At 68.8% G+C, this 22,237-nt stretch carries 21 protein-coding genes and 1 riboswitch; of the genes, 7 read left to right on the top strand and 14 right to left on the bottom strand.

What is annotated here, in order from left to right; all coding sequences use genetic code 11:
* The first annotated feature begins 16 nt into the window (after nucleotides 1–16).
* Nucleotides 17–277 (top strand): glutaredoxin family protein, encoded by a 261-nt coding sequence (locus tag B043_RS0104075; protein ID WP_018461044.1) that lies wholly within the window; start codon nucleotides 17–19, stop codon nucleotides 275–277.
* 901 nt (nucleotides 278–1,178) lie between these two features.
* On the opposite strand, the gene B043_RS0104070 is transcribed toward B043_RS0104075, so the two are convergent.
* Nucleotides 1,179–1,706: a DinB family protein gene (locus B043_RS0104070; RefSeq protein WP_018461042.1), complete on the bottom strand. Its 528-nt coding sequence runs from the start codon at nucleotides 1,704–1,706 to the stop codon at nucleotides 1,179–1,181.
* Between the two features lie 35 nt (nucleotides 1,707–1,741).
* Here B043_RS0104070 and B043_RS0104065 point away from each other — a divergent pair, with 35 nt between their 5' ends.
* The 4 genes from B043_RS0104065 to B043_RS0104050 all read left to right on the top strand — a co-directional run bounded on the left by B043_RS0104065 (nucleotide 1,742) and on the right by B043_RS0104050 (nucleotide 6,225).
* Nucleotides 1,742–2,521: an enoyl-ACP reductase FabI gene (locus B043_RS0104065; RefSeq protein WP_018461041.1), complete on the top strand. Its 780-nt coding sequence runs from the start codon at nucleotides 1,742–1,744 to the stop codon at nucleotides 2,519–2,521.
* A gap of 99 nt (nucleotides 2,522–2,620) precedes the next feature.
* Nucleotides 2,621–3,823: a flavodoxin-dependent (E)-4-hydroxy-3-methylbut-2-enyl-diphosphate synthase gene (ispG, locus tag B043_RS0104060; protein ID WP_018461040.1), complete on the top strand. Its 1,203-nt coding sequence runs from the start codon at nucleotides 2,621–2,623 to the stop codon at nucleotides 3,821–3,823.
* Nucleotides 3,820–4,977, top strand: a complete 1,158-nt coding sequence (tgt, locus tag B043_RS0104055) for a tRNA guanosine(34) transglycosylase Tgt (protein WP_018461039.1) — start codon at nucleotides 3,820–3,822, stop codon at nucleotides 4,975–4,977. The genes ispG and tgt overlap by 4 nt, the downstream gene beginning before the upstream one ends.
* Before the next feature lie 12 nt (nucleotides 4,978–4,989).
* On the top strand, nucleotides 4,990–6,225 hold the full coding sequence (locus B043_RS0104050) for a uracil-xanthine permease family protein (RefSeq protein WP_018461038.1): 1,236 nt from the start codon (nucleotides 4,990–4,992) through the stop codon (nucleotides 6,223–6,225).
* A 19-nt stretch (nucleotides 6,226–6,244) separates the two neighbouring features.
* Here B043_RS0104050 and B043_RS0104045 read toward each other — a convergent pair whose 3' ends face one another.
* From B043_RS0104045 to rpmB, 3 genes are all read right to left on the bottom strand, one after another.
* Nucleotides 6,245–7,342, bottom strand: a complete 1,098-nt coding sequence (locus B043_RS0104045) for an AI-2E family transporter (protein WP_018461037.1) — start codon at nucleotides 7,340–7,342, stop codon at nucleotides 6,245–6,247.
* A gap of 5 nt (nucleotides 7,343–7,347) precedes the next feature.
* Nucleotides 7,348–8,055 (bottom strand): M23 family metallopeptidase, encoded by a 708-nt coding sequence (locus tag B043_RS0104040; RefSeq protein WP_018461036.1) that lies wholly within the window; start codon nucleotides 8,053–8,055, stop codon nucleotides 7,348–7,350.
* Between the two features lie 65 nt (nucleotides 8,056–8,120).
* On the bottom strand, nucleotides 8,121–8,417 hold the full coding sequence (gene rpmB, locus B043_RS0104035; RefSeq protein ID WP_016328480.1) for a 50S ribosomal protein L28: 297 nt from the start codon (nucleotides 8,415–8,417) through the stop codon (nucleotides 8,121–8,123).
* Nucleotides 8,418–8,491: 74 nt separating this feature from the next.
* Between rpmB and lspA the strand changes: the two genes are divergently transcribed.
* On the top strand, nucleotides 8,492–8,944 hold the full coding sequence (gene lspA, locus B043_RS0104030) for a signal peptidase II (protein ID WP_018461035.1): 453 nt from the start codon (nucleotides 8,492–8,494) through the stop codon (nucleotides 8,942–8,944).
* On the opposite strand, the gene aspC is transcribed toward lspA, so the two are convergent.
* The gene (gene aspC, locus B043_RS0104025; protein WP_018461034.1) at nucleotides 8,941–10,089 is read right to left on the bottom strand and encodes an aspartate/prephenate aminotransferase; all 1,149 of its coding nucleotides are present in this window, start codon (nucleotides 10,087–10,089) and stop codon (nucleotides 8,941–8,943) included. The genes lspA and aspC overlap by 4 nt on opposite strands.
* A gap of 76 nt (nucleotides 10,090–10,165) precedes the next feature.
* Here aspC and B043_RS0104020 point away from each other — a divergent pair, with 76 nt between their 5' ends.
* The gene (locus B043_RS0104020; RefSeq protein ID WP_018461033.1) at nucleotides 10,166–10,576 is read left to right on the top strand and encodes a hypothetical protein; all 411 of its coding nucleotides are present in this window, start codon (nucleotides 10,166–10,168) and stop codon (nucleotides 10,574–10,576) included.
* Here B043_RS0104020 and B043_RS0104015 read toward each other — a convergent pair.
* The 9 genes from B043_RS0104015 to rpoC all read right to left on the bottom strand — a co-directional run bounded on the left by B043_RS0104015 (nucleotide 10,553) and on the right by rpoC (nucleotide 22,233).
* Nucleotides 10,553–11,248 carry a glucodextranase DOMON-like domain-containing protein gene (locus tag B043_RS0104015; RefSeq protein WP_018461032.1) on the bottom strand — a complete coding sequence of 232 codons (696 nt, stop codon included), beginning with the start codon at nucleotides 11,246–11,248 and terminating at the stop codon, nucleotides 10,553–10,555. The genes B043_RS0104020 and B043_RS0104015 overlap by 24 nt on opposite strands.
* Nucleotides 11,249–11,256: 8 nt before the next feature.
* Entirely contained in the window at nucleotides 11,257–12,456 is a 1,200-nt protein-coding gene (locus tag B043_RS0104010; protein ID WP_026234121.1) for a gluconeogenesis factor YvcK family protein, read from the bottom strand.
* Nucleotides 12,440–13,258 (bottom strand): RNase adapter RapZ, encoded by an 819-nt coding sequence (gene rapZ, locus B043_RS0104005; protein WP_018461030.1) that lies wholly within the window; start codon nucleotides 13,256–13,258, stop codon nucleotides 12,440–12,442. The genes B043_RS0104010 and rapZ overlap by 17 nt, the downstream gene beginning before the upstream one ends.
* 4 nt (nucleotides 13,259–13,262) lie before the next feature.
* Nucleotides 13,263–14,744 (bottom strand): ABC transporter permease, encoded by a 1,482-nt coding sequence (locus tag B043_RS0104000; protein WP_018461029.1) that lies wholly within the window; start codon nucleotides 14,742–14,744, stop codon nucleotides 13,263–13,265.
* Between the two features lie 88 nt (nucleotides 14,745–14,832).
* A complete protein-coding gene (locus tag B043_RS0103995; RefSeq protein WP_016328472.1) occupies nucleotides 14,833–15,867 on the bottom strand; it encodes a thiamine ABC transporter substrate-binding protein in 1,035 nt (344 codons plus the stop codon).
* A 15-nt stretch (nucleotides 15,868–15,882) separates the two neighbouring features.
* A riboswitch (TPP riboswitch) is annotated at nucleotides 15,883–15,977 on the bottom strand.
* A gap of 6 nt (nucleotides 15,978–15,983) precedes the next feature.
* Nucleotides 15,984–16,841 carry an alpha/beta fold hydrolase gene (locus B043_RS0103990; protein ID WP_018461028.1) on the bottom strand — a complete coding sequence of 286 codons (858 nt, stop codon included), beginning with the start codon at nucleotides 16,839–16,841 and terminating at the stop codon, nucleotides 15,984–15,986.
* A complete protein-coding gene (locus B043_RS0103985; protein ID WP_018461027.1) occupies nucleotides 16,811–17,050 on the bottom strand; it encodes a hypothetical protein in 240 nt (79 codons plus the stop codon). The genes B043_RS0103990 and B043_RS0103985 overlap by 31 nt, the downstream gene beginning before the upstream one ends.
* Nucleotides 17,047–17,625 (bottom strand): fuculose-1-phosphate aldolase, encoded by a 579-nt coding sequence (locus B043_RS0103980; RefSeq protein ID WP_016328469.1) that lies wholly within the window; start codon nucleotides 17,623–17,625, stop codon nucleotides 17,047–17,049. Before B043_RS0103980 ends, B043_RS0103985 begins: the two co-directional genes overlap by 4 nt.
* A gap of 33 nt (nucleotides 17,626–17,658) precedes the next feature.
* The gene (gene rpoC / locus B043_RS0103975) at nucleotides 17,659–22,233 is read right to left on the bottom strand and encodes a DNA-directed RNA polymerase subunit beta' (RefSeq protein ID WP_018461026.1); all 4,575 of its coding nucleotides are present in this window, start codon (nucleotides 22,231–22,233) and stop codon (nucleotides 17,659–17,661) included.
* Nucleotides 22,234–22,237: the final 4 nt, after the last annotated feature.

Here is a 22,237-nt window from a genome sequence, read left to right as displayed (position 1 = left end):
GCTACCCTATGGGGGTATGGTGCGGGTCTACGGCGTGCCCGGCTGCGGTCCCTGCGAGATCGTCAAGATGTTCCTGGCGCAGAAGGGGGTGCCCTACACCTTCGTGAACGTGCGGGAAGACCTGGAAGCGGCCAAGGTGGTGGAGGCCCTGGTGGGAAGCCCCACCGCCGGGGTGGTGGTGGAGTGGGAAGGGAAAAGGCGGGCCATCCGGGGGGTTTCCCCGGCGGCGCTGAACGCCTTTCTAGAGGAGTACCGAAAGGAAAAGGGCGGGCCTTAAGGCCCGCCCCAGGGTTCAGCTGCCCTTAGTGCTGGCCGCCCCCGTCCACCCCGTCCCCCTGAGGTAGGTCTAGGAGCTGGAGGGTGCCGAGGGAGGTCACGGTAAAGGCGGAGCTTAGGCGCTGGGAAATGCTAAACTGCGCGGGAACCGTGGTGGGCCGGCGGGTAGCGTCAGCATTGAATGCAAAAACCCGAGCCCGATAGGCCTGTTCTGGAGCTAGGTCAAGGGTGGAAAACTGCATGCTTGTACCAGTAGTGTACTGACCAGCCACAAACGTCAAAAGGTTACCGTTGTTGTCTACCTGCCAAATTTCTGCGAAATAACTCTGAGCCCCCTGGACAGGATTCCAGGTGATGGTGGCCGTGTTCTGGGTAGCGGTGAGGTTCACAGAGCCGGGTTGAGGAAGGATTTGCGAAGGATTGACCTGCACCACCTTGGTGAAGGTCCCACCTCCGGGTAGGTCCACCTCCACCGTATAGGTTCCGGCTTGAGGGGAGATTCTCGAATCGAAATGGACTCGGGTCAACGGCCCTGCTTGATCAAAATATCGGCACCGAAGGACAACATTCCCCTGGGCATCCTTCACCCTAAGTTCCTGCCCGTCCGGGGAAGAAACGGCGTTGAAGACACCGGAGAAGATCACCGCTAGACCCGGGGTGCTACCCCCGTAGTTGTAGGTGCCCACGGAGGCGTCGTTCACAGGCCCCCCACCACCCCCACAGGAGGCCAGAAGGCCCCCCCAAGCCTACAAGAAGACCCACCATCAGCGCCTTGTTCTTCATAGGCTGACCTCCGTACATTTAGGTACCCCATTCTAGGGGTTGGAAATACTATACTCTACCCTCCTTTTTTGATGCAAGCCTTGGTTTACCCAAAAGCCTGCATACCTTTATTAGGCGGTTTATGGCGTGCTAGACCGTAGCCCCTTTAGACCCTCCTGGAGCTGGCCCAGGTGGTGGGCCTCGTGGTAGGCCGCGGCCCGGAGCCAGCCCAAGGCGGTGAGCTCTCCAAAGAAGGGGTGGGGGAAGGCGGCGGGGTGGTGGGGGTCGGCCTGGGCCGCCTCCTCCAGGAGGAAGGCCCTAGCCCTTTCCAGAAGGGCCAGGACCTCCCCTAGCCCCAAGCCCCCCTTGGGCCTAACCCCTTCTGGGGCCTGGGGCTTGCCGTCCTTGAACTCCCCCCGCACCGCTGGGGGCGGGGGCAGGGCCTCCCCCAGGCGCACCCGCCGAAGCCGGCGGAGGACGCGGGCGGTGGAGTCCTCCACCAGGGCGATGTGCTCCGTCACCATCAAAGGGGTCCAGGCCCCTTCCCGCAAGGGGCGGGCAAGCCAGGAAGAAGGGGCCTCTTCTAAAAGGGCGAGGAGTGCCCTCCGGCTTTCCCCAAGCCGGCCCAAGGCTTCCTCCCAGGAGCCGTAGGCTTCCAGGTTCACCATGATGCCCCCATTCTACGCCCGGGTATAATCCCCCCATGCTCACCGTGGACCTTTCGGGCAAGAAAGCCCTCGTCATGGGGGTCACCAACCAGCGGAGCCTGGGCTTTGCCATCGCCAAGAAGCTCAAGGAGGCGGGGGCCGAGCTGGCCCTAAGCTATCAGGGGGAGAGGATCCGCCCCGAGGCGGAAAAGCTTGCGGAGGAGCTCGGGGGGGCCCTCCTCTTCCAGGCGGACGTGACCCAGGACGCGGAGCTGGACGCCCTCTTCGGGGGGCTTAAGGAGGCCTGGGGGCACCTGGACTACCTGGTCCACGCCATCGCCTTCGCCCCCAGGGAGGCCATGGAGGGGCGGTACCTGGACACCAGGCGGGAGGACTGGCTTCTCGCCCTCGAGGTCTCCGCCTACTCCCTGGTGGCGGTGGCCAAGCGGGCGGAGGCGCTTTTCCGGGAAGGGGGGGGCCTCGTCACCCTCACCTACTACGCCAGCGAGAAGGTGGTGCCCAAGTACAACGTCATGGCCATCGCCAAGGCGGCCCTCGAGGCCAGCGTCCGCTACCTGGCCTACGAGCTTGGGCCCAAGGGGGTGCGGGTGAACGCCATCTCCGCAGGGCCGGTGCGCACCGTGGCCGCAAGGAGCATCCCCGGCTTCACCAAGATGTACGAGCGGGTGGAACAAGTAGCTCCCTTGAAGCGGAACGTGACCCAGGAGGAGGTGGGGAACCTGGGGCTTTTCCTCCTCTCCCCCTTGGGGAGCGGGATCACCGGGGAGGTGGTCTACGTGGACGCGGGCTACCACATCATGGGCATGGAGCTCTAAGCCCCTAAGGAAAGGTCCGGCGGGCCGTTTCTTCCCAACCCCATGGGGAAGCCTGCCCAAACTTCAGTCTTCCCCGCTTCCCGGGGTAGGATGGAAAGGATGAGGCGCAAGACCCCCACGGTCTGGGTGGGCCGGGTCCCCATCGGGGGCGGCCATCCCATCGCCGTGCAGTCCATGACCAACACCCCCACCGCGGACATCCCCGCCACGGTGGCCCAGATCCTGGAGCTCCACCGGGCGGGCAGCGAGATCGTCCGCCTCACGGTGAACGACGAGGAGGCGGCCAAGGCGGTGCCCGAGATCCGAAGGCGCCTTCTGGAGGCGGGCGCGGAGGTGCCCCTGGTGGGGGACTTCCACTTCAACGGCCACCTCCTCCTGCGGAAATACCCAGAGATGGCCCAGGCCCTGGACAAGCTCCGCATCAACCCGGGCACCATGGGCCGGGGGAGCCACAAGGACGAGAACTTCCGGGAGATGGTCCGGATCGCCAAGGACCTGGGGAAACCCATCCGCATCGGGGCCAACTGGGGAAGCCTGGACCCCGCCCTCCTCACCGAGCTCATGGACCAAAACGCCCGGCGCCCCGAGCCCAAGAGCGCGGAGGAGGTGGTCCTCGAGGCCCTGGTGGAGAGCGCGGTGCGCTCCTATGAAGCCGCCCTAGCCCTCGGCCTCCCCGAGGACAAGATCGTCCTCTCCGCCAAGGTCTCCAAGCCCAAAGACCTCCTCTGGACCTACCGGGAGCTGGCCAAAAGAACCCGAGCCCCCCTCCACCTGGGCCTCACGGAGGCGGGCATGGGGGTGAAGGGCATCGTGGCCAGCGCCGCCGCCTTGGCTCCCCTCCTCCTGGAGGGCATCGGGGACACCATCCGCGTCTCCCTCACCCCCGCCCCTGGGGAGCCCAGGACCAAGGAGGTGGAGGTGGCTCAGGAGATCCTCCAGGCCCTGGGCCTCCGCACCTTCGCCCCCGAGGTCACGAGCTGCCCGGGGTGCGGCCGCACCACCAGCACCTTCTTCCAGGAGCTGGCCTTAGAGGTGAACCGCCACCTCCGGGCCAAGCTCCCGGAGTGGCGGCGGAAGTACCCCGGGGTGGAGGGGCTCAAGGTGGCGGTGATGGGCTGCGTGGTCAATGGCCCTGGAGAGAGCAAACACGCCCACATCGGCATCTCCCTTCCCGGGGCTGGCGAGGAGCCCAAGGCCCCGGTCTACGCCGACGGCAAGCTCCTCACCATCCTCAAGGGCGAGCGCATCGCGGAGGAGTTCATCGCCCTGGTGGAGGACTACGTAGAAAAGCGCTTCGCATGAACCCCTTCGCCTTCCGCGTCCTCGCCCGGGCGGGCCGGGCCCGGGTGGGCCTTCTCCACACCCCCCACGGCCCCGTGGAAACCCCCCTCTTCATGCCCGTGGGCACCCAGGGCTCGGTGAAGGGCCTCATGCCCCGGGACCTCAAGGAAATCGGAAGCCAGATCCTCCTGGCCAACACCTACCACCTCCTCCTCCGCCCAGGGCCGGAGAGGGTCGGGGCCCTGGGGGGGCTCCACGGGTTTGCGGGCTGGCGGGGGCCTTGGCTCACGGACTCCGGGGGGTTCCAGGTGATGAGCCTGGGCCACCTGCGCCGGATCGACGAGAAGGGGGTGGTCTTCCAGAGCCACCTCAATGGGGACCTGGTGGAGCTCACCCCCGAAAGGAGCGTGGCCGTGCAGGAGGCCCTGGGCTCGGACATCGCCATGGCCCTGGACGAGTGCCCCCCCTACCCCTCGAGCCGGGCCTACCTCGAGGCCTCCCTGGAGCGCACGCTAAGGTGGCTGGAGCGGAGCCTCAAGGCCAAGACCCGCCCCGACCAGGCCCTTTTCGGCATCGCCCAGGGGGGGACGGAGGCCGATCTCCGGCGGCGCTCCACCCTGGAAACCATCCGCTTTGATCTCCCCGGCTACGCCATCGGGGGCCTGGCCGTGGGCGAGCCCAAGGAGGCCATGTTCCGGATGGTGGAGCTCTCCACCGCCCTCCTCCCCGAGGACAAGCCCCGCTACCTCATGGGCGTGGGCCACCCGGAGGACCTGGTGGCGGCCATGGGGCTTGGGGTGGACCTCTTTGACTGCGTCTACCCCACCCGCACCGGCCGCTTCGGCTACGCCCTGGTGCCGGAAGGGCGGCTCAACCTGAAGTCGGGCCGCCACCTGGAAGACCCCCGTCCCCTGGAGGAGGGGTGCGACTGCTACGCCTGCCGCACCTTCAGCCGGGCCTACCTTTCCCACCTGGTGCGCTCCGGGGAGATGCTGGGGGCGGTGCTTCTTTCCCTCCACAACCTGCGCTTCCTCCACCGCCTCACGGAAGGGGCCCGGGAGGCCATCCGCCAAGGCCAGTACGGGGACTTCGCCCGGGCCTTTGCGGAGAGGCGCTTCGGGAAGGAGATCCCCCCCTGGTTCCGCGAGGCCCTGGTGGCGGGGGGGCACTGGTAGAATGCCCCTGGTATGAAAGCCAGGCTCCTCCTATTGGGCCTCCAGCACACGGTGGCCATGTTCGGCGCCACGGTTTTGGTCCCCCTCCTCACGGGGCTCAACCCCTCGGTGGCCCTCTTCACCGCGGGGGTGGGCACCCTGGTCTTCCACTGGGTGACGGGGGGCATGGTGCCCGTCTTCCTGGGCTCCAGCTTCGCCTTCATCGCCCCCATCCTGGCCGCCAAGGAGGCGGGCTTCTCCTTGGGCGCCATTGGAGGGGGCATCGCCGCGGCGGGGCTCGTGTACGCCCTTTTGGCCCTATTGGTGCTCCTCATCGGCTCCGAGCGGGTGCGGAGGGTCTTTCCCCCCATCGTCACCGGCCCGGTCATCGTGGTCATCGGCCTGACCCTGGCCCCGGTGGCCGTGGAGATGGCCTCCAAGGACTGGCTCCTCGCCGTCTTCACCTTTGCGGGGGCCCTGGTGAGCGCGGTGTACTTCCGGGGCCTTTTCCAGATGATCCCCGTGCTGGTGGGGGTGGGGGTGGGGTACCTGGCGGCCCTCCTCCTGGGCCGGGTGGACCTCACCCCCCTTAGGGAGGCCCCTTGGGTGGGCCTGCCCGCCTTCACCCCCGCCACGCTGGAGTGGGGGGCCATCCTCCTCATCGCCCCGGTGGCCCTGGTGACGGCCATGGAGCACATCGGGGACATCCTGACGAACGGCCGGGTGGTGGGGAAGGACTTCTTCGCCCGCCCCGGGCTCCACCGCACCCTTTTGGGGGACGGCCTGGCCACCTCCTTGGCCGGGCTTTTGGGCGGCCCCGCCAACACCACCTACTCCGAGAACACGGGGGTGCTGGCGGTGACCCGGGTCTACGATCCCCGGGTCCTGCGCATCGCCGCCCTCTTCGCCATCCTCCTCTCCTTCTCCCCCAAGCTCGCCGCCCTCCTCCAGACCCTGCCCCAAGGGGTCCTCGGGGGGATCTCCATGCTCCTTTTCGGGATGATCGCCTCCATCGGCATCCGCACCCTGGCGGAGGCGGAGATCGACTTCACCCACAGCCGGAACCTCATCGTGGTCTCCGCGGTCCTGGTCCTGGGCCTGGGCGGGGCGGTGGCCAACCTGGGCACGGTCCAGGTGGCGGGGGCGGCGGTGCCCCTCAAGGTGAGCGGCATGGCCCTGGCGGCCCTGGTGGGGGTGGTCCTGAACCTCCTCCTGCCCCAAAGCCTCGAGCCCCCCGAGCTTGCCACGGAGGAAGAGCGCCTGCCCTAAGGCCCCCGATCCGGCACCCTCACCCCTCCCGGTAGAAGCGGCTCTTCTGGTAGTAGTCCTCCAGGAGCACCTTCAAAAAGGCGGCCAGGGGCACCCCCAGAAGGGCCCCCATCAGCCCAAAGAGGCTAGCCCCCACCAGGATGGCGAAGATGGCGGTGACGGGGTGGAGCCGGGTGGCCCGGCCCACGATGAGGGGGCCGAAAAGGTGGCCCTCCAGCTGGTTGGCCAGCCACAGCACGAGGAGGGCCAGGAGGACCCCCTGCCAGCCCAAGGTGGCCGCGAGGAGGAGGGCCGGCACCCCGGAGACGATAACCCCCACGAAGGGGATGAGGTTGAAGACCCCCGCCAGAAAGCCCAGGCTGGCGGCCAGGGGCACCCCCACCAGCCCAAGCCCCACCCCCACCACCAGCCCCACCAGGAAGGCCACCAGGAGCTGGCCCCGGATGTACCCCCCCACGCTCCGGTTCAGCTTATGGGCGAGCTCGGCCACCAGGGGCTGGTAGGGCTCGGGAAAGGCCCGGAGGAAGGAGGCGCCGATGCGGGGGAGGTCGTAGAGGAAGTACACCGAAAGCACCAGGGCGGTAAAGAACTGGAACACCCCCCCCACCAGGCCCGAAAAGAAACCCAGGAGGTTCCCCCCCTGGTCCAAAAGGGCCTTAAGCCAGCCAAGAAGGGTCTGGAAAAAGCCCTGGAGAAGCCCTTCCAGGTTCCTCCCCGCCTCTTCCAGGATGGGGTCCAGGAAGGAGGGGATGGGGACGGCCCGGACCCGGTCCGGAAGGTCCGCAAGCCAGGACACCAGGGGGGCCAGGCGCTGGGGGAGCTCCAGGCTCAGGCGGGAAAGCTCCAGCACCGTCTGGGCGGTGAGGAAGGAGGCCAGGCCCAGGAAGAGGCCCAGGCCCAGGTAGACCAAGACCACCCCTAACCACCGGGGGAGGCGCCGCTTTTCAAAGAAGCGCACTACGGGGTGGGCCAGGTAGGCGAAGGCGAAGGCGAAGAGGAGGACCTGGAGGGCCGGCCAGGCCCGGGAGAGGAAGCGGAGGGCCAGGTAGAAAAGGAGCAGGTAGACCAGAACCCGCACGTAGGGGTTGGCCCAGACCTGCCGGAAGGCCTCGCGCACGGGGGCTATTCTAAACCGAAAAAGGCTTGGGCCTTGGCCCGCACCTCCTCCGGCCCCAGGCCCTGGAAGAGGAAGGGGGACCGCTCGGGCTCCCCTTCCCAGACCTCAAAGAGGAGCCGGGGGACCCCGCCCCCTAGGCCGGTGTTCCCCAGGTAGCCCAAAGGATCCCCCCGGCGCACCTTCTGCCCCACCCTGAGCCCGGGGTAGGGGGCCTTGAGGTGGGCGTAGACCGTGGTGCGGCCGTCCGGGTGGCGGACCCAGACCTCGAGGCCCTTTAAGAGGTCCATCTCCTCGGGGCCCGCACCCCCCTTCACCCGCTCCAGAAGGGCCCGGAAGGCCTCTGGGGCGGGCTCTTGGTAGTCCGATTCCACCCGCACCACCTCCCCCGTGGCCGCGGCCACCACCCCCATGCCCGCCGCCACGGGCACGCAGGCGTCCCCCGGGAGGAAGACGAACCCCGCGCTCACCCCCTTGCGGTAGGGCCTGGGGGCGCCGGGGAGGTTCTCCGCCCGCTCAGGGAGGCAGGCCCCGGGGAGGGGCAGGCGGTACCCCTCGGGGGCCCGCTCCAGCTGGGCCCGCAGGGCCCCCGCCTCCTCCTTAAGGTGGGCCACCTGGCGGCCGCGGGCGGAAAAGGCCAGGGTGACCACCAGGGCGTAGAGGGCCAGGGCCAGGAGGAGGTAGTGCCCCGGCTTCCATCCGCGGGCCCGCTCCATGCCCCCATTAAACCCCAAAAGGGGAACCCCCCTGGGACTAAACCCAGGGGGGTCGCCGCGAAGGGCTAGAGGAGCTTGAGGAGCCTTTGCTTGATTTCCTTGGCGGAAAGGCCCTCCAGCTTAAGCCCCTTGGCCCGTTCCAGAAGCTCGTAGACCTTGGGGATGTGGCTCGCCGCCACGCGGAAGGTGATCTCCTGGCCCGCCACCTGGACGCGGACCTTCTGGAGGTTGGGGTACTGGCGGCGCTTGGAGATGCCGGTGGTCTTCCGCCCCACCCCCCCCTCCCGCTTGGCCTTACCCCGCCGCTCAATGGAGTTGGCCACGATGGGCCGCTTTCCGCTGATCTCACAGACCTTGGACATACGAAAACCTCCCCGCCCGAAGGCAAGCCCCCCGAGTATACCACGGAAGAAGCCCTTTCCGGTAGACTCTCCCCATGCCCACGGTCCTGGTCCCCCTCCTCCTCGCCTTTGACCAGATCCTAAAGCTCTGGGCCCTGGAGAACCTCTCCCCCGTCCCCAGATCCCTCCTCGGGGACCTCCTCTACCTCACCCTGGTGCGGAACACGGGGGCCGGGTTCGGCCTCTTTGAGGGAAGGGCCTTCCTCCTGGGCTGGGTGAGCCTTGGGGTGGGCGCCTTCCTCCTTTACCTCCTAGGCTTTCGGCGCTACCCCTTTGGCTTCACCCTGGGCCTCAGCCTGGTGGCCGCGGGGGCCTTGGGGAACGGGATAGACCGGCTGGGCCGGGGCTGGGTGGTGGACTATCTGGACCTGGGCACCCCCATCCCCCTCATCGCCCAGTTCCCCGTGTTCAACCTGGCGGACGTGTGCGTGACCCTGGGGGCCCTTTTCCTGCTCTTCGCCCCCAAAGCCAAAAAGAGGTTCTTCTAAAGGAGCCTGCGGAAGCGCTCCAAGGCCTTCTTCAGGTTCTCCTCGCTGGTGGCGTAGGAAAGGCGCACGTGGCCGAAGGCCGCGAAGTCCGTCCCCGGGACCACGGCCACCCCGGCCTCCAGAAGCCGTTCTGCCGCCTTCACCTCGTCTTCCGCAAAAGGCGAGGTGTCCAGGAGGATGTAGAAGGCCCCCTGAGGGCGGACCGCCTTAAGGCCCAGGGCAGATAGGCCCTCTAAGAGGAGGTCCCGCCGCCTCCTATAGGCCTCGCGGGCGGCGGCGATGAAGGCGCGGGAGGCCTCGAGGTTGGTGAGGGCCTCGAGGGTGGCCCACTGGGCGATGGTGTCCGGGCTGGTGGTGGACTGGCTGGACACGTCCGCCATGGCCTTGATCACCCCCTTGGGCCCAGCGGCGTAGCCGATGCGCCAGCCGGTCATGGCGAAGGCCTTGGCCGCCCCGTTCACGGTAATGGTGTGCTCCGGCGCCACCCGCCCCGGGGAGAAGTGCGCGCCCTCGTAGATGAGGTGCTCGTAGATCTCGTCGGAAACCAGGTAGAAGTCGTGCTCCAGGGCGAGCTCCGCCAGCGCCCTCAAGACCTCCTCCGGGTAGACGGCCCCCGTGGGGTTGTTGGGGGAGTTCACCACCAGGGCCTTGGTGCGGGGGGTGATGGCCCTTTTCACCTCCTCGGGGTCGGGGACGAAGCCCGCCTCGGGGCGCGTCCTGACCTCCACCGGCACCCCCCCGGCGAAGCGCACCATCTCCGGGTAGCTCACCCAGTAGGGGGCCAGGACGATGACCTCGTCCCCCGGGTCCAGGATGGCCTGGAAGAGGTTGAAAAGGGCCTGCTTCCCCCCCACGGTGACGATGGTTTCCTCTGGAGAAACCTCCAGGCCGTTTTCCCGGCGGAACTTCTCGGCGAGGGCCTCCCTTAGCTCAGGGATGCCCGCCGGGGGGGCGTACTTGGTCTTCCCCTGGAGGAGGGCCCGCCGGGCGGCCTCCTTCACGTGCTCGGGGGTGTCAAAGTCGGGCTCGCCCGCGGTGAGGGCCACCAGGTCCACCCCCCTTCGCCTAAGCTCGAGGGCCCTGGCGTTCACCGCCACCGTGGCCGAGGGCTTCATGGCCTGGACGCGCTGGGAAAGGCCGCGCATGGCTAAAGTATACCCGGCCATGCATGCTTTTTCCTTAAGGTCATTTGTCCCGTAAGGTAGGCGCTACCTTAGAAGCATGGAGGTGGAGATCCGCAGGAGGCGCCATGCCCGTTACCTCCGCCTGGCGGCGGCCCACGCGGGGCCCCTGGGCCTGGCCCTCCTGGGCCACCCAGAGCTTGCCCCCCGCTACCTCGAGGCCTACGGGTCCTGCCCGGGGGCGGAGGGCCTCCCCTGCGCGGGGGTAGGGGGGGAGCCCGGGGTCTGCCTGGTGCGCCGGCTGGAGCACCTGGGAAGGAGCGCCCTTAGGGGGGGGCAGAAGCGCCGGGCCCAGGAGAAGGCCATGGTGGAGGGCCTCCTCCTCTGCATGGGCCAGCTCAAGAAGAGCTTCCCTCCGGAGTTTCTGCCCGTGCTCTCCGTCACGGAGGCCGAGCTTAGGGCCGACCTGGCGTATTTGGAAGAAACCCTAGCGTCGCAGGAGAAAGGCTAGCCCCAGGGAAAGTAAGCCCAAGGCGAAGGCCACGAGGCTTTCCCGGCGCAGGGGAAAGCCCCCTTTGCGCATAGGGCGCAGGACCCCGCTTTGGTAGGCCTCCGCCTGGGCCTTGGGGTCCTGGGCCAGGAGGTCCACCGCCGGGGGGCTTCCGGGAGGGGCCATGAGGGTCCAAGGGCCCCCTTGGGGGCTTACGGGCCTCAGGTACCAGGGGGCGAAGGGGTCAAAGAGGCCCACGGCCCCGTAGTAGCCGTAGGGGCCCGGGGGGAGGGGGGTTTCCACCTCCACCCACTCCCCTGCCTTTCGGGCAGGCACCGCCCTCTTCTCTCCCCCAGGGGTCCTTTCCTCCGCCCCAAAGCCCGTGAGGAGGTAGGCCACCTCCCACCCCTCCCCCTTAGGGGTCCTGAGGCCCGGAAGGAGCTCCTCCTCGCCCCCAAAGGCGGTGTCCAGGTGGAGGACCACCGCGGCCAGGCTGAACCCCAGAGGCCCCCCTAGGGGGTTGGGGTAGCGGGCGAGGCGCACCCTAAGGACGAGCTTCCCGTCCCGCGCCTCGCCCGCCAAGGCCAGGAGGTCGGCAAACCCCTCCCCCGCCTCCCGGTACAGGGCCGCCTGGGGGTAGAGGTAGCCAAGGCCATGGTCGTCGCCGAGGGGGTCTTGGAAGAGGAAGAGCACGCCCACCGTTATACCAGGTTGAGGAGGGCCTCCACCAGCTTTCTGGGGTCGTGCTGGGCCAGGGGGCCTTCCTCGCGGAAATCCCCCGCCACCACCCGCACCCCGTCCGCCTGGAAGGGCCGGGGGTCAAAGGCCACGGGGTGGCGCCCCTCCCGGGCGTAGCGCTCCAGGACCTCCTGGGGGATGGGGGCGGTGTGGACCAGGACCACCTCCGGGCGGCGGCCGAGGTGGTAGCTCACCGCCTTGTAGTGGTCGTAGGCGGTGTACCCGTCCGTCTCCCCCGGCTCGGTCATGAGGTTCACCGCGTAGACCAGGGGGGCTTTGGCCTCCTGGAGGGCCTTGCGGAGGGGGGCGGGGAGGAAGCTCGGGATGACGCTGGTGTAGAGGCTTCCCGGCCCCAACAGGAGGAGGTTCGCCCGGCGGATGGCGGAAAGGGCCTCGAGCATGACCTCCTTGGGCTCGGGGAGGAGGGCCACCTCCCGGATCCGCCCCCCCGCCTCGCGGATGGCCACCTCCCCCACCACCTCCCGCCCGTCCTGGAAGCGGGCGAGGAGGCGCACGGCCTCCGGGGTGGCGGGGAGGACCTGGCCGCGAAGGTTCAGGATGGCGTTCGCCTCCCGCACCGCCTCGGCGAAGTCCCCCGCCACCTGGTCCAGGGTGACCAGGAAGAGGTTGCCGAAGGTGTGGCCCTTAAGCTCCCCCCGGTCAAAGCGGTGGGCCAGGAGGGCGGGGAGGGCGGGGTGGTCGGAGAGGGCGGCCAGGCAGTCCACCAGATCCCCCACCGCGGGCAGGCCAAAGGCCAGCCGAAGCCTCCCCGTGGACCCCCCGTCGTCCGTCACCGCCACGATGGCCGTGGCGTTGGCGGTGTGCTCCTTGAGCCCTCTCAGGACCCGGGAAAGCCCGGTGCCCCCCCCGAAGGCCACCACCCGGGGGCCGGCCTCGAGGCGCCGGCGCACGTAGACCCGCTCGGGCACCTCCTCGGGCTCGGTGAGGGCGGAGAGCATGCTCCGGTTCATGGCCCGCACCCCCCCCACGAGGAGGGCAAGGCCCAGGAGGAGGAGGGCCCAGGCCCACCCTCTAAGCCCCAGGGGGGGGAGGAGCTCCCCCAGGCCAAACCCGAAGAGGAGGACCCCAAGGGCGGCGAGGAGGGCGTAGCGCTTCACCCGCATCCCCGGGTAAAGCCAGCGGAGGCTACTCCTTCTCCACATCCCGGTGCACCACCTCCACGGCGAACCGCCCGGAAAGCTCCTCCGCCAAGCGCTCCGCCAGGGCCACGCTCCGGTGCTTCCCCCCGGTGCACCCCACCGCGGCGGTGTAGGCCCGGCGGCCCTCCCGCCTGGCCCCCTCCGCCGCCAGGCCCAAGGTGGTGAGGAGGGCCCGGTAGTAGGGCTCAAAGGCCTCCTGGAAGACGTAGGCCTTCACCTCGGGGTCCAGGCCGGTCTTGGGGCGGAGGTGGGGGTCGTAGTGGGGGTTGGGGAAAGGGCGCACGTCCAGGACCAGGTCCGCCTCCTGGGGCACCCCCCACTTGAAGCCGAAGGAGAGGAGGCGAAGGAGAAAGCCCCGCTCCTCCCCAAGGAAGCGGGCCAGGGCCTCCGTGAGCTCCCTGGGGGAGAGGTCGGAGGTGTCCAGGATGAGGTCCGCCCGGGCCCTCAAGGGGCTTAAGGCCTTCCGTTCCTCCCCGATCTCCCGCAGGAGGTTCCCCGCCCCCAAGGGGTGGAGGCGGCGGGTGAGGTTGAAGCGCCTCAGGAGGACCTCGGGCCTGGCCTCCAGGAAGACCACCGTGGGGTTTAGGGCGGAAAGGGCCTCCTCCAGCCCGTCCAGAAAGGCCCGGGCCCTTAGGTCCACCACCACCCCCGCCCGCGCCACCCCCCGGGCCTCCAAGCCCTGGTAGAGCCCCTGCCAGAAAGCGGGGGGGAGGTTATCCACCATGAAGTAGCCCAGGTCCTCGAGGGCGTTTCTGGCCGTGGTCTTCCCCGCCCCCGAAAGCCCCGAGAGCACCAGAAAGCGCATGCCCTTAGCTTACCCGGCTTTTCCCCCGGTCCAGGAGGTAGAAGAGGAGGCCCGAGAGGAGGGCGAGGAGGGCCGCCAGGGCCAGGGCCTCCTCAAAAGGGGCCCGCCCCGGGCGGCCCAGGCGCTCGTAAATGGCCAGGGTCAGGGTGGTCCACTCGGGCCGCCAGAGCACCAGGCTCGCCCCGAACTCCCCCAGGAGGGCGGAGAGGGCCAGGGCGAGCCCCGAGGAGAGGGCGGGGAGGAGGAGGGGAAGCTCCACCCGGAGGAAGGCCCTAAGGGGGGTGGCCCCCAGGGTGCGGGCCGCCTGGAGGAGGCTTTCCGGCAAGGCCTTTAGGGAGGGGAGAAGGGCCCGGGCGAAAAGGGGGTAGGCCAAAAGGGCGTAGGCGGAAAGGAGGAGGAAAAGGGAGCCCCGGAGGCCTGGGTAGGCCACCAGGTAGCCAAGCCCCAGGGCCACGGGGCTCACCATCAGGGGGAAAAGCCCGAGGAGGTCCACCCCCAGGCTCCTCCTGGCCGCCTGGGCGTAGAGAAGGCCCAAGGGGAGGGCGAGGAGGAGGGCGAGGGCGGTGAAGCGGAAGGAGTTCAGGAGGGCCTGGGGCAAGGGGGTGAAGTCCTCCGAACGCCAGGCGGAGAGGAAGGCCTCAGGGCGTAGGCTCAGGAAAAGGGCGAGCAGGGGGGCGTAGAAGAGGAGAAGCCCCAGGGAGAGGAAAAGGGCCAGGGCCCAGGGCCGCCCGTGGGGCCGGGGGCCTTGGGCGGGGGGCAGGGGGTGGGCGCGGAGGCGCAGGTAAAGGGCGGCCACCAGGGCCAGGGTGAGGAGCTGGAGGAGCATGAGCCCCGCGGCCTCCCCCAGGGCCAGGCGGTGGGCCAGGAGGGTGTAGACCTCCACCTCGAGGGTGGCGTACCGCCCCCCGCCGAGGAGGAGGGGCACCCCGAAGGCGGAGAAGGCGTAGATGAAGATGAGGCTCCCCGCGGAGCCCAAGGCGGGGAGGAGGAGGGGAAGCCCCACCCGGAGGAAGGCCCTAAAGGGGGTGGCCCCCAGGGTGCGGGCCGCCTGGAGGGGGCCTTCTAAGGCCAGGAGGGTGGGGAGGAGGACCCTTAAGGCCAGGCCCAGGTTGTAGAAGACCGCGGCCCAAAGGAGGAGGAAGAGGGTGCCGTAGAGGTCCAGGGGGAGGAGGCCCCTGGGCCCCGCCAGGGCCAAAAGGGCCAGGGCCACCACCGGGGTGGGGAGGACGAAGGGGAGGAGGGTGAGGGCGAGGAGGACCTCCCGCCCGGGAAAACGGTGGCGGAAAAGCAGGGCGAGGGGCAGGGCCAGGGCCAGGGAAAGCCCGGCGGAAAGGAGGCCGTACTCCAGGCTAAAGAGGTAGCGCCCCAGGTAGTAGGGGTTCTGGAGGACCCTAACAACCCCCTCCCCCACCCCCAGGCGGAGGAGGGAAAGAAGGGGGTAGAAGAGGGCGAAGGCCAGGAAGAGGTAAAGGGGGAGGAACCTCAAAGGAACATGCTCCTAACCATCTCCACAAGGTGGGAGAAAGGAACCCACCTTTGGGGCCCCCGCCGAAGCGCAAGCTCCGGCGGGGCGCTCAGCGCCGGGCCCTCCGCACCGCCTCCGGGCTTTGCCCCTGGAGGACCACCTTGGTCCACTCCTCAATCCAGCGCTCCCGGCCCTCCGCCATGCGCCCCGGGTCCAGGCGCACGCTGCCCAAGGGCTCGGGGGCGAAGCGGAAGACCTCGGGGAGCCTGGCGTCCCGCCGGGCGGGGTACATCCACATCTCCGTGGGCAGGTTCTCCTGCACGGGGCGGGAGAGGAGCCAGTCTATGAGCTTCCGGGCCCCCTCGAGGTTTTTCGTCCCCTTCAGGATGCCCGCAAACTCCACCTGGAAGAAGGCGAGCTCGGGGAAGAGGTTCCCCGTGGGGGGCTCCCGGTACCGCCCCTCGGAGTAGTAGACCTCCGCCGCGGGGCTCGTGGTGTAGGAGACCACCAGGGGCCGGTCCCCCTTGTAGAGGCTGAAGTGGGTGTAGTAGGCCTCGCTCCAGCCCTTGGCCACCCGCACGCCCCCGTCCCTGAGGGCCGCCCAGAAGTCCAGGTACCCGTCCTCCCCAAAGCGGCCCACGGTGGCCATGAGGAAGGCCAGGCCCGGGGAGCTGGTGGCGGGGTTCTGCACCACGAGAAGCCTCGCGTACTCCGGCCGGGTGAGGTCGGAAGGGGTCTTGGGGAGGGGGCGGTCCTGGAAGTAGGCCTTGTGGTAGTTCAGGCTCACCCAGCCGTAGTCCACGGGAAGGGCCCGGAAGGTGGGGTCCAGGAGGAGCGTGGCCTTGAGGTTTTTAATCTCCGGGCTCCGGTAGGGCAGGAGGATGTCCGCCTCCAGGGCCCGGGAGAGGAAGGTGTTGTCCAGGCCGTAAAGGACGTCGGCGATGGGGGCACTCTTGGTGAGGATGGCCCGGTTCAGCACCTCCCCCGCGTCCCCCGCCTTGAGGACGCGGAGCTTAAGGCCCGTCTGCCGTTCAAACTGGGCGATGAGCGCCTTGTCCAGGGAGAAGCTCTCGTGGGTGAGGAGCGTAACCTCCTGGGCCAGGGCCAGGGCCAACAGGACCAAGACCGAAAGGAACCTTTTCATGGCAACCCTCCTGTCACCGGGAGGGCGTCACCTTCCCTACGCCGGCATTACCCGGATCAGGTTCCAAGGGTCTCTCTCAGCCCCAAGGAGGGGCACCCCCGGTGACGAGGCCTATTCTACTCCCCCGCGCCGGTGGGGCTTCCCACCAAGGCCCTGAGGGCCCGCGCAAGGGCGGCCTCAAAGGCCTCGGGGGCGTCTATCCAGGGGTAGTGGCCTGCCCCCGGAAGGACCTGAAGGCCCGCGGAAAGCCTCTCCGCCACCTCCTCCGCGTAGGGGTAGCTGGTGCCGTCCTGCTCCCCCACGATGACCTCCACCGGGCGCCTAGCGGGGCGGAGGTAAGGGGTGTAGTCCAGGCGCCAGAGGCCATTCTGGTAAAAGGCCAGGGCGGGGGCGTCCGGGCCCAGGATCCCCGAGCCCTCCACCACCCACTCGTACTCCAGGCGGCCGTGGGGGGTGGGGAACATGAGGCGGTCAAAGAGGGCCTTGGGCTCCGCCCTCTCCAGGGCGGCCTTCAGGTTGGCCTCGGGGTCGGGAAGGGGGCTAAGCTCCGCGGCCTCCGCCAGCCGGGCCGCCAGCCAGGGGAAGTTCACCCAGGGGCCTAGGAGCAAAACCCCCTCCACCCCGGGGTAGCGGCGGAGGACCTCCAGGGCCACGAGGGCCCCGAAGCCGTGGGCCAGGAGGTGGAAGCGCTCCAGGCCCAAGGCCTCGGCCAGGGCCAGGGTGTCCTCCACCAGAGCATCTACGGTGAAAAGCCGGGGGTCTTGGGGAAGCTCCAGGCTCCGGCCCGAGCCCCGCTGGTCAAAGTAGATGGTCCGGAAGCCCTGGAGGTACTCCCCCAAGCCCTCCCGCAGGGCGTAGGCGTTCCCCCCCGGGCCCCCGTGCAGGACGAGAAGGGGGGGCGCCCTAAGGTCCCCCACGTCCTCCACGTAAAGCTCCGCTTCCCCTACGGGGATGTACCCGATCTCTTCCCGCATCCCCTATAGACTACCCCTTCCTTCAGGGTGAAGGCCCAAACCTTAACCCCCGGTAGGGTTCGGGCCTGGGCCAAGGCCTCCTCCCCCGCCCCCAGGACCTGGAGGAGGAAGACCCCTTCCCCCTCGAGGAGCCAGCAGGGGTGGGGCAGGGCCTGGGCCAGAGCCCTTAGGGCCTCCAGGTCCTTCCCCTCCACGAAGAGCACCCTCATGCACCCCCCCAGAGGCGGCTATAGAGGAGGATGGCCGCGGACTCCTCCAAGGTGGTGAGGAGGCTATAGGCGTGGAGGAGGGCCTCCTCGGGCTTTTCCTTCTCCGAGCGGGCGAAGGCCCCGTGCCCCCTTAGGAGGCAGACCGGATGACGCTTCAAGGCCTCCGCCACGGCAAGGGCGGCCTCCTCCGTGGCGGAGAGGGTCTTGGGGGAGAGGACGGGGACCTCCTTGAGGTAGAGCTGGCCCTCGAGGTCCAGGGGAACGAGCCGGTCCAGGTGCAGGGAGAGGGCCACCGCCACCCGGGGATGGGCGTGGACGATGGCCCTGGCCCCCGTTTCCCGGTAGACCGCCCGGTGGATCACGCTCTCCACGCTGGCCCCCGGGGGGATGGGGCCCACGAGGGGCACCTCCAGGAGGTCTTCTGGGGTGAGGTGGGCCTTCTGCACCCCGCTTTTGGTGATGAGGAACCCCTCTTTGGTGCGGGCGGAAAAGTTCCCCGCGGTGGCGGAGATGAGCCCCTGGGCGAAGAGGTCCTCCCCCACTTGGCGGAAGGTGGAAAAGAGCTTGGCCAGCATAAGAAAAAGGGCGGCCCGAAGGCCGCCTTGGGCCTAGAGGCCCTTCCCCGGCTGCTCCCGGCGCGCGGGGCGGCGGGCTGGGCGCTCCCGGGCCTCCACCGCCTCCTTGCGGGCCTCCTCCAGGGCCTTTAGGGTCTTCTCGTCCACCACCTGGGTGAAGCGGACGAAGTCCGAGCCCGTACCCGCGGGGATCAGGCGGCCCAGGATGACGTTTTCCTTGAGGCCGATGAGCTCGTCCTTCTTCCCGGCGATGGCCGCCTCGGTGAGCACGTGGGTGGTGTTCTGGAAGCTGGCGGCGGAGAGCCAGCTCTTGGTGGAAAGGGCGCTCTTGGTCACCCCCATGAGGAGGGGCTTCCAGGCCACGGGGGTCTTGCCCTCGGCGATGAGCCGCTCGTTCAAGGCCTCCACGTCCCAGCGCTCCAGGACCTGGCCTTCCAGGAGGCGGCTATCCCCGGGGTCCGTGACCTCCACGTACTTGAGCATCTGCCGCACCACGATCTCAATGTGCTTGTCGTGGAGCTTCACCCCCTGGGCGCGGTAGACCTTCTGGATCTCGTCCACCAGGTAGCGCTCCACCGCCTCGGGGCCCTTGGCCTCCAAGAGCTGGTGGGGGTCAACGGCCCCGCGGGTGAGGGGCTGGCCGGCCTCCACGTAGTCCCCGTCCTTCACCACCAGGCGGGCCTCCTTGGGGAGCTTGTACTCCTTGCTGAAGCCCTCGGACTCCACGAAGACGGAGAGCTTCTCCTCCGTCTCCTCAATGCGCACCACCCCGTCGATCTCGGAGATCACCGCCTTGGCCTTGGGGCGGCGGGCCTCAAAGAGCTCGATCACGCGGGGCAGACCCTGGGTGATGTCCGTGCCCGTGGCCACGCCCCCGGTGTGGAAGGTGCGCATGGTGAGCTGGGTGCCGGGCTCGCCGATGGACTCCGCGGCCACCACCCCCACCGCCTCCCCGATGGACACGGGGCGGGCCATGGAGAGGTCGTAGCCGTAGCACTTCTGGCAGACCCCGTAGCGGGTCTGGCAGGTGAGGGGGCTCCGCACGGGCACCTCCTGCACCTCCCCCGCCTCCGCGGCCCGGATGAGGAGGTCCACGTCCTCCAAGGAGAGGTACCGCCCCTCCTCCAACACCCGGCCCAAGGCCTGCACCTCCCGGGCCAGGACCCGGCCGTAGAGGCCGGACTCGATGTCCGAGCGCTTGCGCAGCCGGCGGCTGCGGGTCACCTCGTCCAGCTGGAAGAGGGGCACGCTGATGTAGTTGGTGGTGCCGCAGTCCGCCTCCCGGACCACGATCTCGTGGGCCACGTCCACCAGCTTGCGGGTGAGGTAGCCGGAGTCCGCGGTGCGAAGGGCGGTGTCCGCCCCACCCTTCCGGGCCCCGTGGCTGGAGATGAAGTACTCGAGGACGGTGAGCCCCTCGCGGAAGGAGGAGCGCACGGGCACCTCAAAGGTCTCCCCGGAGGGCTTTTGCATGAGGCCCCGCATGCCGCAAAGCTGGCGGATCTGCTGCGGGTTACCCCGGGCCCCGGACTGGGCCATCACGTAGAGGGGGTTGAAGGGGTAGTTCTCCTCAAAGTTCTTGAAGACCGCCTGGGTGACCTTCTCCGTGGTCTCCGTCCAGAGCTGGATCACCTGGTCGTACCGCTCCCGGTCGGTGAGGAAGCCCATCTCGTAGGCCTGCTCGATCTGCATGAGCTTGCGGTCGGCCTCCTCCAGGTACTTCCTTTTCTCCTCCGGGATGACCGCGTCGTCAATGCCGATGGTGATGCCGCTGGTGGTGGAGAGGGTGAAGCCGTAGTACTTGAGGGCGTCCAGAAGCCGGGCGGTCTTCTCCACCCCTAGCCGCAGGAAGGAGCGGTAGACCAGGTCCTTGAGGGAGTTCTTCTCCTGGGGCACGTCCAGCTGGATGAGCTCCTGGGCCACCTTCTCGTCCCCCACCGCCTCGGCCACGATGCGGGCGAAGAGGATCCGGCCCGGGCTCGTCTCCAGCCTCTGGCCCATGAAGCGCACGGTGACCACGTCCTGGAGGTCCAACAGGCCGTGGGCCACCGCCAACAGGGCCTCGTCGGGGTTGGCGAAGACGAACTTGATCCGGCCCACGCTGGTCTCCCGGCCCGCCACCTGGATGGGGGCGTTCAGGGCCACCTCCCCCCGCTCGTAGGCCTCCAGGGCCTCCTCGGGGGTGGCGAAGGCCCGGCCCGCCCCCTTCTTCTCCCGCCGCACCTGGGTGATGTAGTAAAGCCCCAGGATGATGTCCCGGCTGGGCTTGGCGATGGGCTCGCCGGAGGCCGGGGAGAGGAGGTTGTGGGCGGAGAGCATCTGGACGCGGGCCTCCGCCTGGGCGAAGGAGGAGAGGGGCACGTGCACGGCCATCTGGTCCCCGTCAAAGTCCGCGTTGAAAGCCTCGCACACCAGGGGGTGGAGCTGGATGGACTGCCCCTCCACCAGCACGGGCTGGAAGGCCTGGATCCCCAGGCGGTGGAGGGTGGGGGCGCGGTTTAAGAGGACCACCTTGCCGTGGATGACCTCCTCCAGGGCGTCCCAGACCTCGTCCTTGATGTCCCGCTGGCGTTCTAGCATCCTGCGGGCCGCCTTGACGTTGGAGGCGATCCCCTTCTCCTCCATCTTCTTGAGGAGGAAGGGCTTGAAGAGCTCCAGGGCCATGCGCTTGGGCAGGCCGCACTGGTGGAGCTTGAGCTGGGGCCCCACCACGATCACCGAGCGGCCCGAGTAGTCCACCCGCTTGCCCAGGAGGTTCTGGCGGAAGCGGCCCTGCTTGCCGGAGAGGATGTCCGTGAGGCTACGGAGAGGCCGGTCGGAGCCGGGGTTCGTCACCGGGCTTCCCCGGCGGCCGTTGTCCAGGAGGGCGTCCACCGCCTCCTGGAGCATGCGCTTCTCGTTGCGGATGATGATCTCCGGCGCCCCCTGGGCCAGGAGCTTCTTCAGGCGGTTGTTGCGGTTGATGAGGCGGCGGTAGAGGTCGTTGAGGTCGGAGGTGGCGAACCGGCCCCCGTCCACCTGGACCATGGGGCGGAGGTCGGGGGGCAGGACGGGGACGGCCTCGAGGACCATCCATTCCGGCCGGTTGCCGGAGTCCAGGAAGGCCCGGACGACCTCGAGGCGCTTCCTGGCCTTGGCCCGGCGGGCGCGGGAGGGGTGCTTCATCTCCTCCAGTAGCTCCGCCTCCAGCTTCTCCAGGTCCAGCTCCTTCAGAAGGACCTGGATGGCCTCAGCCCCCATGCGGGCGTCGATGTCGTAGGACTCCACCACCCGCACCACGTTGCGCACCAGGTCCACCTCCACCCGGCCGTGGATCTCGCTCTTCACCCGCCCGCCGTCGGCCAGGATGTCCCCGGGGGCCACCCGGTCCCCGGTGGTGACCTCCACGTCGTCCTCGAAGGGGTAGAGGCGGGCCTTCATCACCACGATGCTGGCGGGCTCGTGGAGGTGGACGATGCCCTCCGCCTCGGCGATGACCTCCTCCTCGGGGTCAATGGCCGCCACCACCCTTTCGCCGGGCATCACCCGCGCCCCCTCGGGGACGATGACGTTCATGTGGGGCTCTATGCGGTAGTCCTTGGGCTCCGTCCACTCCAGGAAGAAGGTGAGGTAGACCGTTTCCCCTTCCTCCTCCGCCTCCACCTCCTTAGCGGTCACGTGGCGGGGCATGCGCAGGAGGCCCTTGGCCTCCGCCAGGGGCTGGCCCCGCTCCACCACCTCCCCCTGGACCACCAGGGGCTCGGCCCCCACGGGGAGGAAGTAGCGGGCCACCACCGCATCCTCCTGGCGCAGGAGGAGGAGGTGCCCCTCCTCGCCCAAAGGCAGGACCTCCACCACCCCCTCCTCCTCCGCGCGGAAGAGGTAGGGCTCGGCAAGCTCCGCCAGCACCTCCCCGGGGCGGTAGGCCTCCTTGTCCACCCAGGCGGCCAGGGGAACGCGCAGGCCCGCCCGCTCCTTCTTCAGGTACTCGATGCGCACCCGGCGGGGGAAGCGGTAGAGGGCCACCCCGTCCATGCGGCTCACCACCCCGGGGGCCAGCTCCTGGCCCTTCACCACCTCCTCCCCGTCCTTCACCAGGGCGTCCACCCCGGCGGGGATGGGGTAGGTCTCCTGCTTGCCGTAGCGGAGCTCCCGGTACTCCTCGTCGGTGAGGAGCTGCTTCTTGGCCACGGGGACCCCACCCAGCACGGCCCCCTTGGGGTCTAAGACGATGTACTTGCTGAAGTAGAGGACCTGCTCCAGCTCCGTGGCCGAGAGGTCCAGGAGGGTGCCGATCTTGGAGGGCACGTCCTTCACGTACCAGATGTGGGCCGCAGGGGTGGCGAGCTCAATGTGGCCCATGCGGTAGCGGCGGACGATGCTCTTCGTCACCTCCACCCCGCAGCGCTCGCAGACCTTGCCCTCAAAGCGCTGGCGCTTGTACTTGCCGCAGGCGCACTCGTAGTCCTTGGTGGGCCCGAAGATGCGCTCGTCAAAAAGCCCGTCCCGCTCGGGCTTGAGGGTGCGGTAGTTGATGGTTTCGGGCTTCTCCACCTCCCCGTAGCTCCAGGAACGGATCCTCTCGGGGGAGGCCAGGGCAATGCGGACCTTGCGAACTTCCTTTTTCATCCTT

Source organism: Thermus oshimai DSM 12092, assembly GCF_000373145.1.
GTDB lineage: Bacteria > Deinococcota > Deinococci > Deinococcales > Thermaceae > Thermus > Thermus oshimai.
Note: the sequence above shows the minus strand (reverse complement) of the source record. Positions and strands in the feature narration are given on the sequence as shown.

Bases quoted from the DNA above. Each gene is read 5' to 3' on its own strand.
- B043_RS0104050 (WP_018461038.1), top strand. From the start codon at position 4,990: ATGAAAGCCAGGCTCCTCCTATTGGGCCTCCAGCACACGGTGGCCATG.
- B043_RS0104065 (WP_018461041.1), top strand. From the start codon at position 1,742: ATGCTCACCGTGGACCTTTCGGGCAAGAAAGCCCTCGTCATGGGGGTC.
- B043_RS0104020 (WP_018461033.1), top strand. From the start codon at position 10,166: ATGGAGGTGGAGATCCGCAGGAGGCGCCATGCCCGTTACCTCCGCCTG.
- lspA (WP_018461035.1), top strand. From the start codon at position 8,492: ATGCCCACGGTCCTGGTCCCCCTCCTCCTCGCCTTTGACCAGATCCTA.
- rpmB (WP_016328480.1), bottom strand. From the start codon at position 8,417: ATGTCCAAGGTCTGTGAGATCAGCGGAAAGCGGCCCATCGTGGCCAAC.
- B043_RS0103980 (WP_016328469.1), bottom strand. From the start codon at position 17,625: ATGCTGGCCAAGCTCTTTTCCACCTTCCGCCAAGTGGGGGAGGACCTC.
- ispG (WP_018461040.1), top strand. From the start codon at position 2,621: ATGAGGCGCAAGACCCCCACGGTCTGGGTGGGCCGGGTCCCCATCGGG.
- B043_RS0104075 (WP_018461044.1), top strand. From the start codon at position 17: ATGGTGCGGGTCTACGGCGTGCCCGGCTGCGGTCCCTGCGAGATCGTC.
- B043_RS0103995 (WP_016328472.1), bottom strand. From the start codon at position 15,867: ATGAAAAGGTTCCTTTCGGTCTTGGTCCTGTTGGCCCTGGCCCTGGCC.
- B043_RS0103985 (WP_018461027.1), bottom strand. From the start codon at position 17,050: ATGAGGGTGCTCTTCGTGGAGGGGAAGGACCTGGAGGCCCTAAGGGCT.
- B043_RS0104070 (WP_018461042.1), bottom strand. From the start codon at position 1,706: ATGGTGAACCTGGAAGCCTACGGCTCCTGGGAGGAAGCCTTGGGCCGG.
- tgt (WP_018461039.1), top strand. From the start codon at position 3,820: ATGAACCCCTTCGCCTTCCGCGTCCTCGCCCGGGCGGGCCGGGCCCGG.
- B043_RS0104010 (WP_026234121.1), bottom strand. From the start codon at position 12,456: ATGTGGAGAAGGAGTAGCCTCCGCTGGCTTTACCCGGGGATGCGGGTG.
- rapZ (WP_018461030.1), bottom strand. From the start codon at position 13,258: ATGCGCTTTCTGGTGCTCTCGGGGCTTTCGGGGGCGGGGAAGACCACG.
- aspC (WP_018461034.1), bottom strand. From the start codon at position 10,089: ATGCGCGGCCTTTCCCAGCGCGTCCAGGCCATGAAGCCCTCGGCCACG.
- B043_RS0104040 (WP_018461036.1), bottom strand. From the start codon at position 8,055: ATGGAGCGGGCCCGCGGATGGAAGCCGGGGCACTACCTCCTCCTGGCC.
- B043_RS0103990 (WP_018461028.1), bottom strand. From the start codon at position 16,841: ATGCGGGAAGAGATCGGGTACATCCCCGTAGGGGAAGCGGAGCTTTAC.
- rpoC (WP_018461026.1), bottom strand. From the start codon at position 22,233: ATGAAAAAGGAAGTTCGCAAGGTCCGCATTGCCCTGGCCTCCCCCGAG.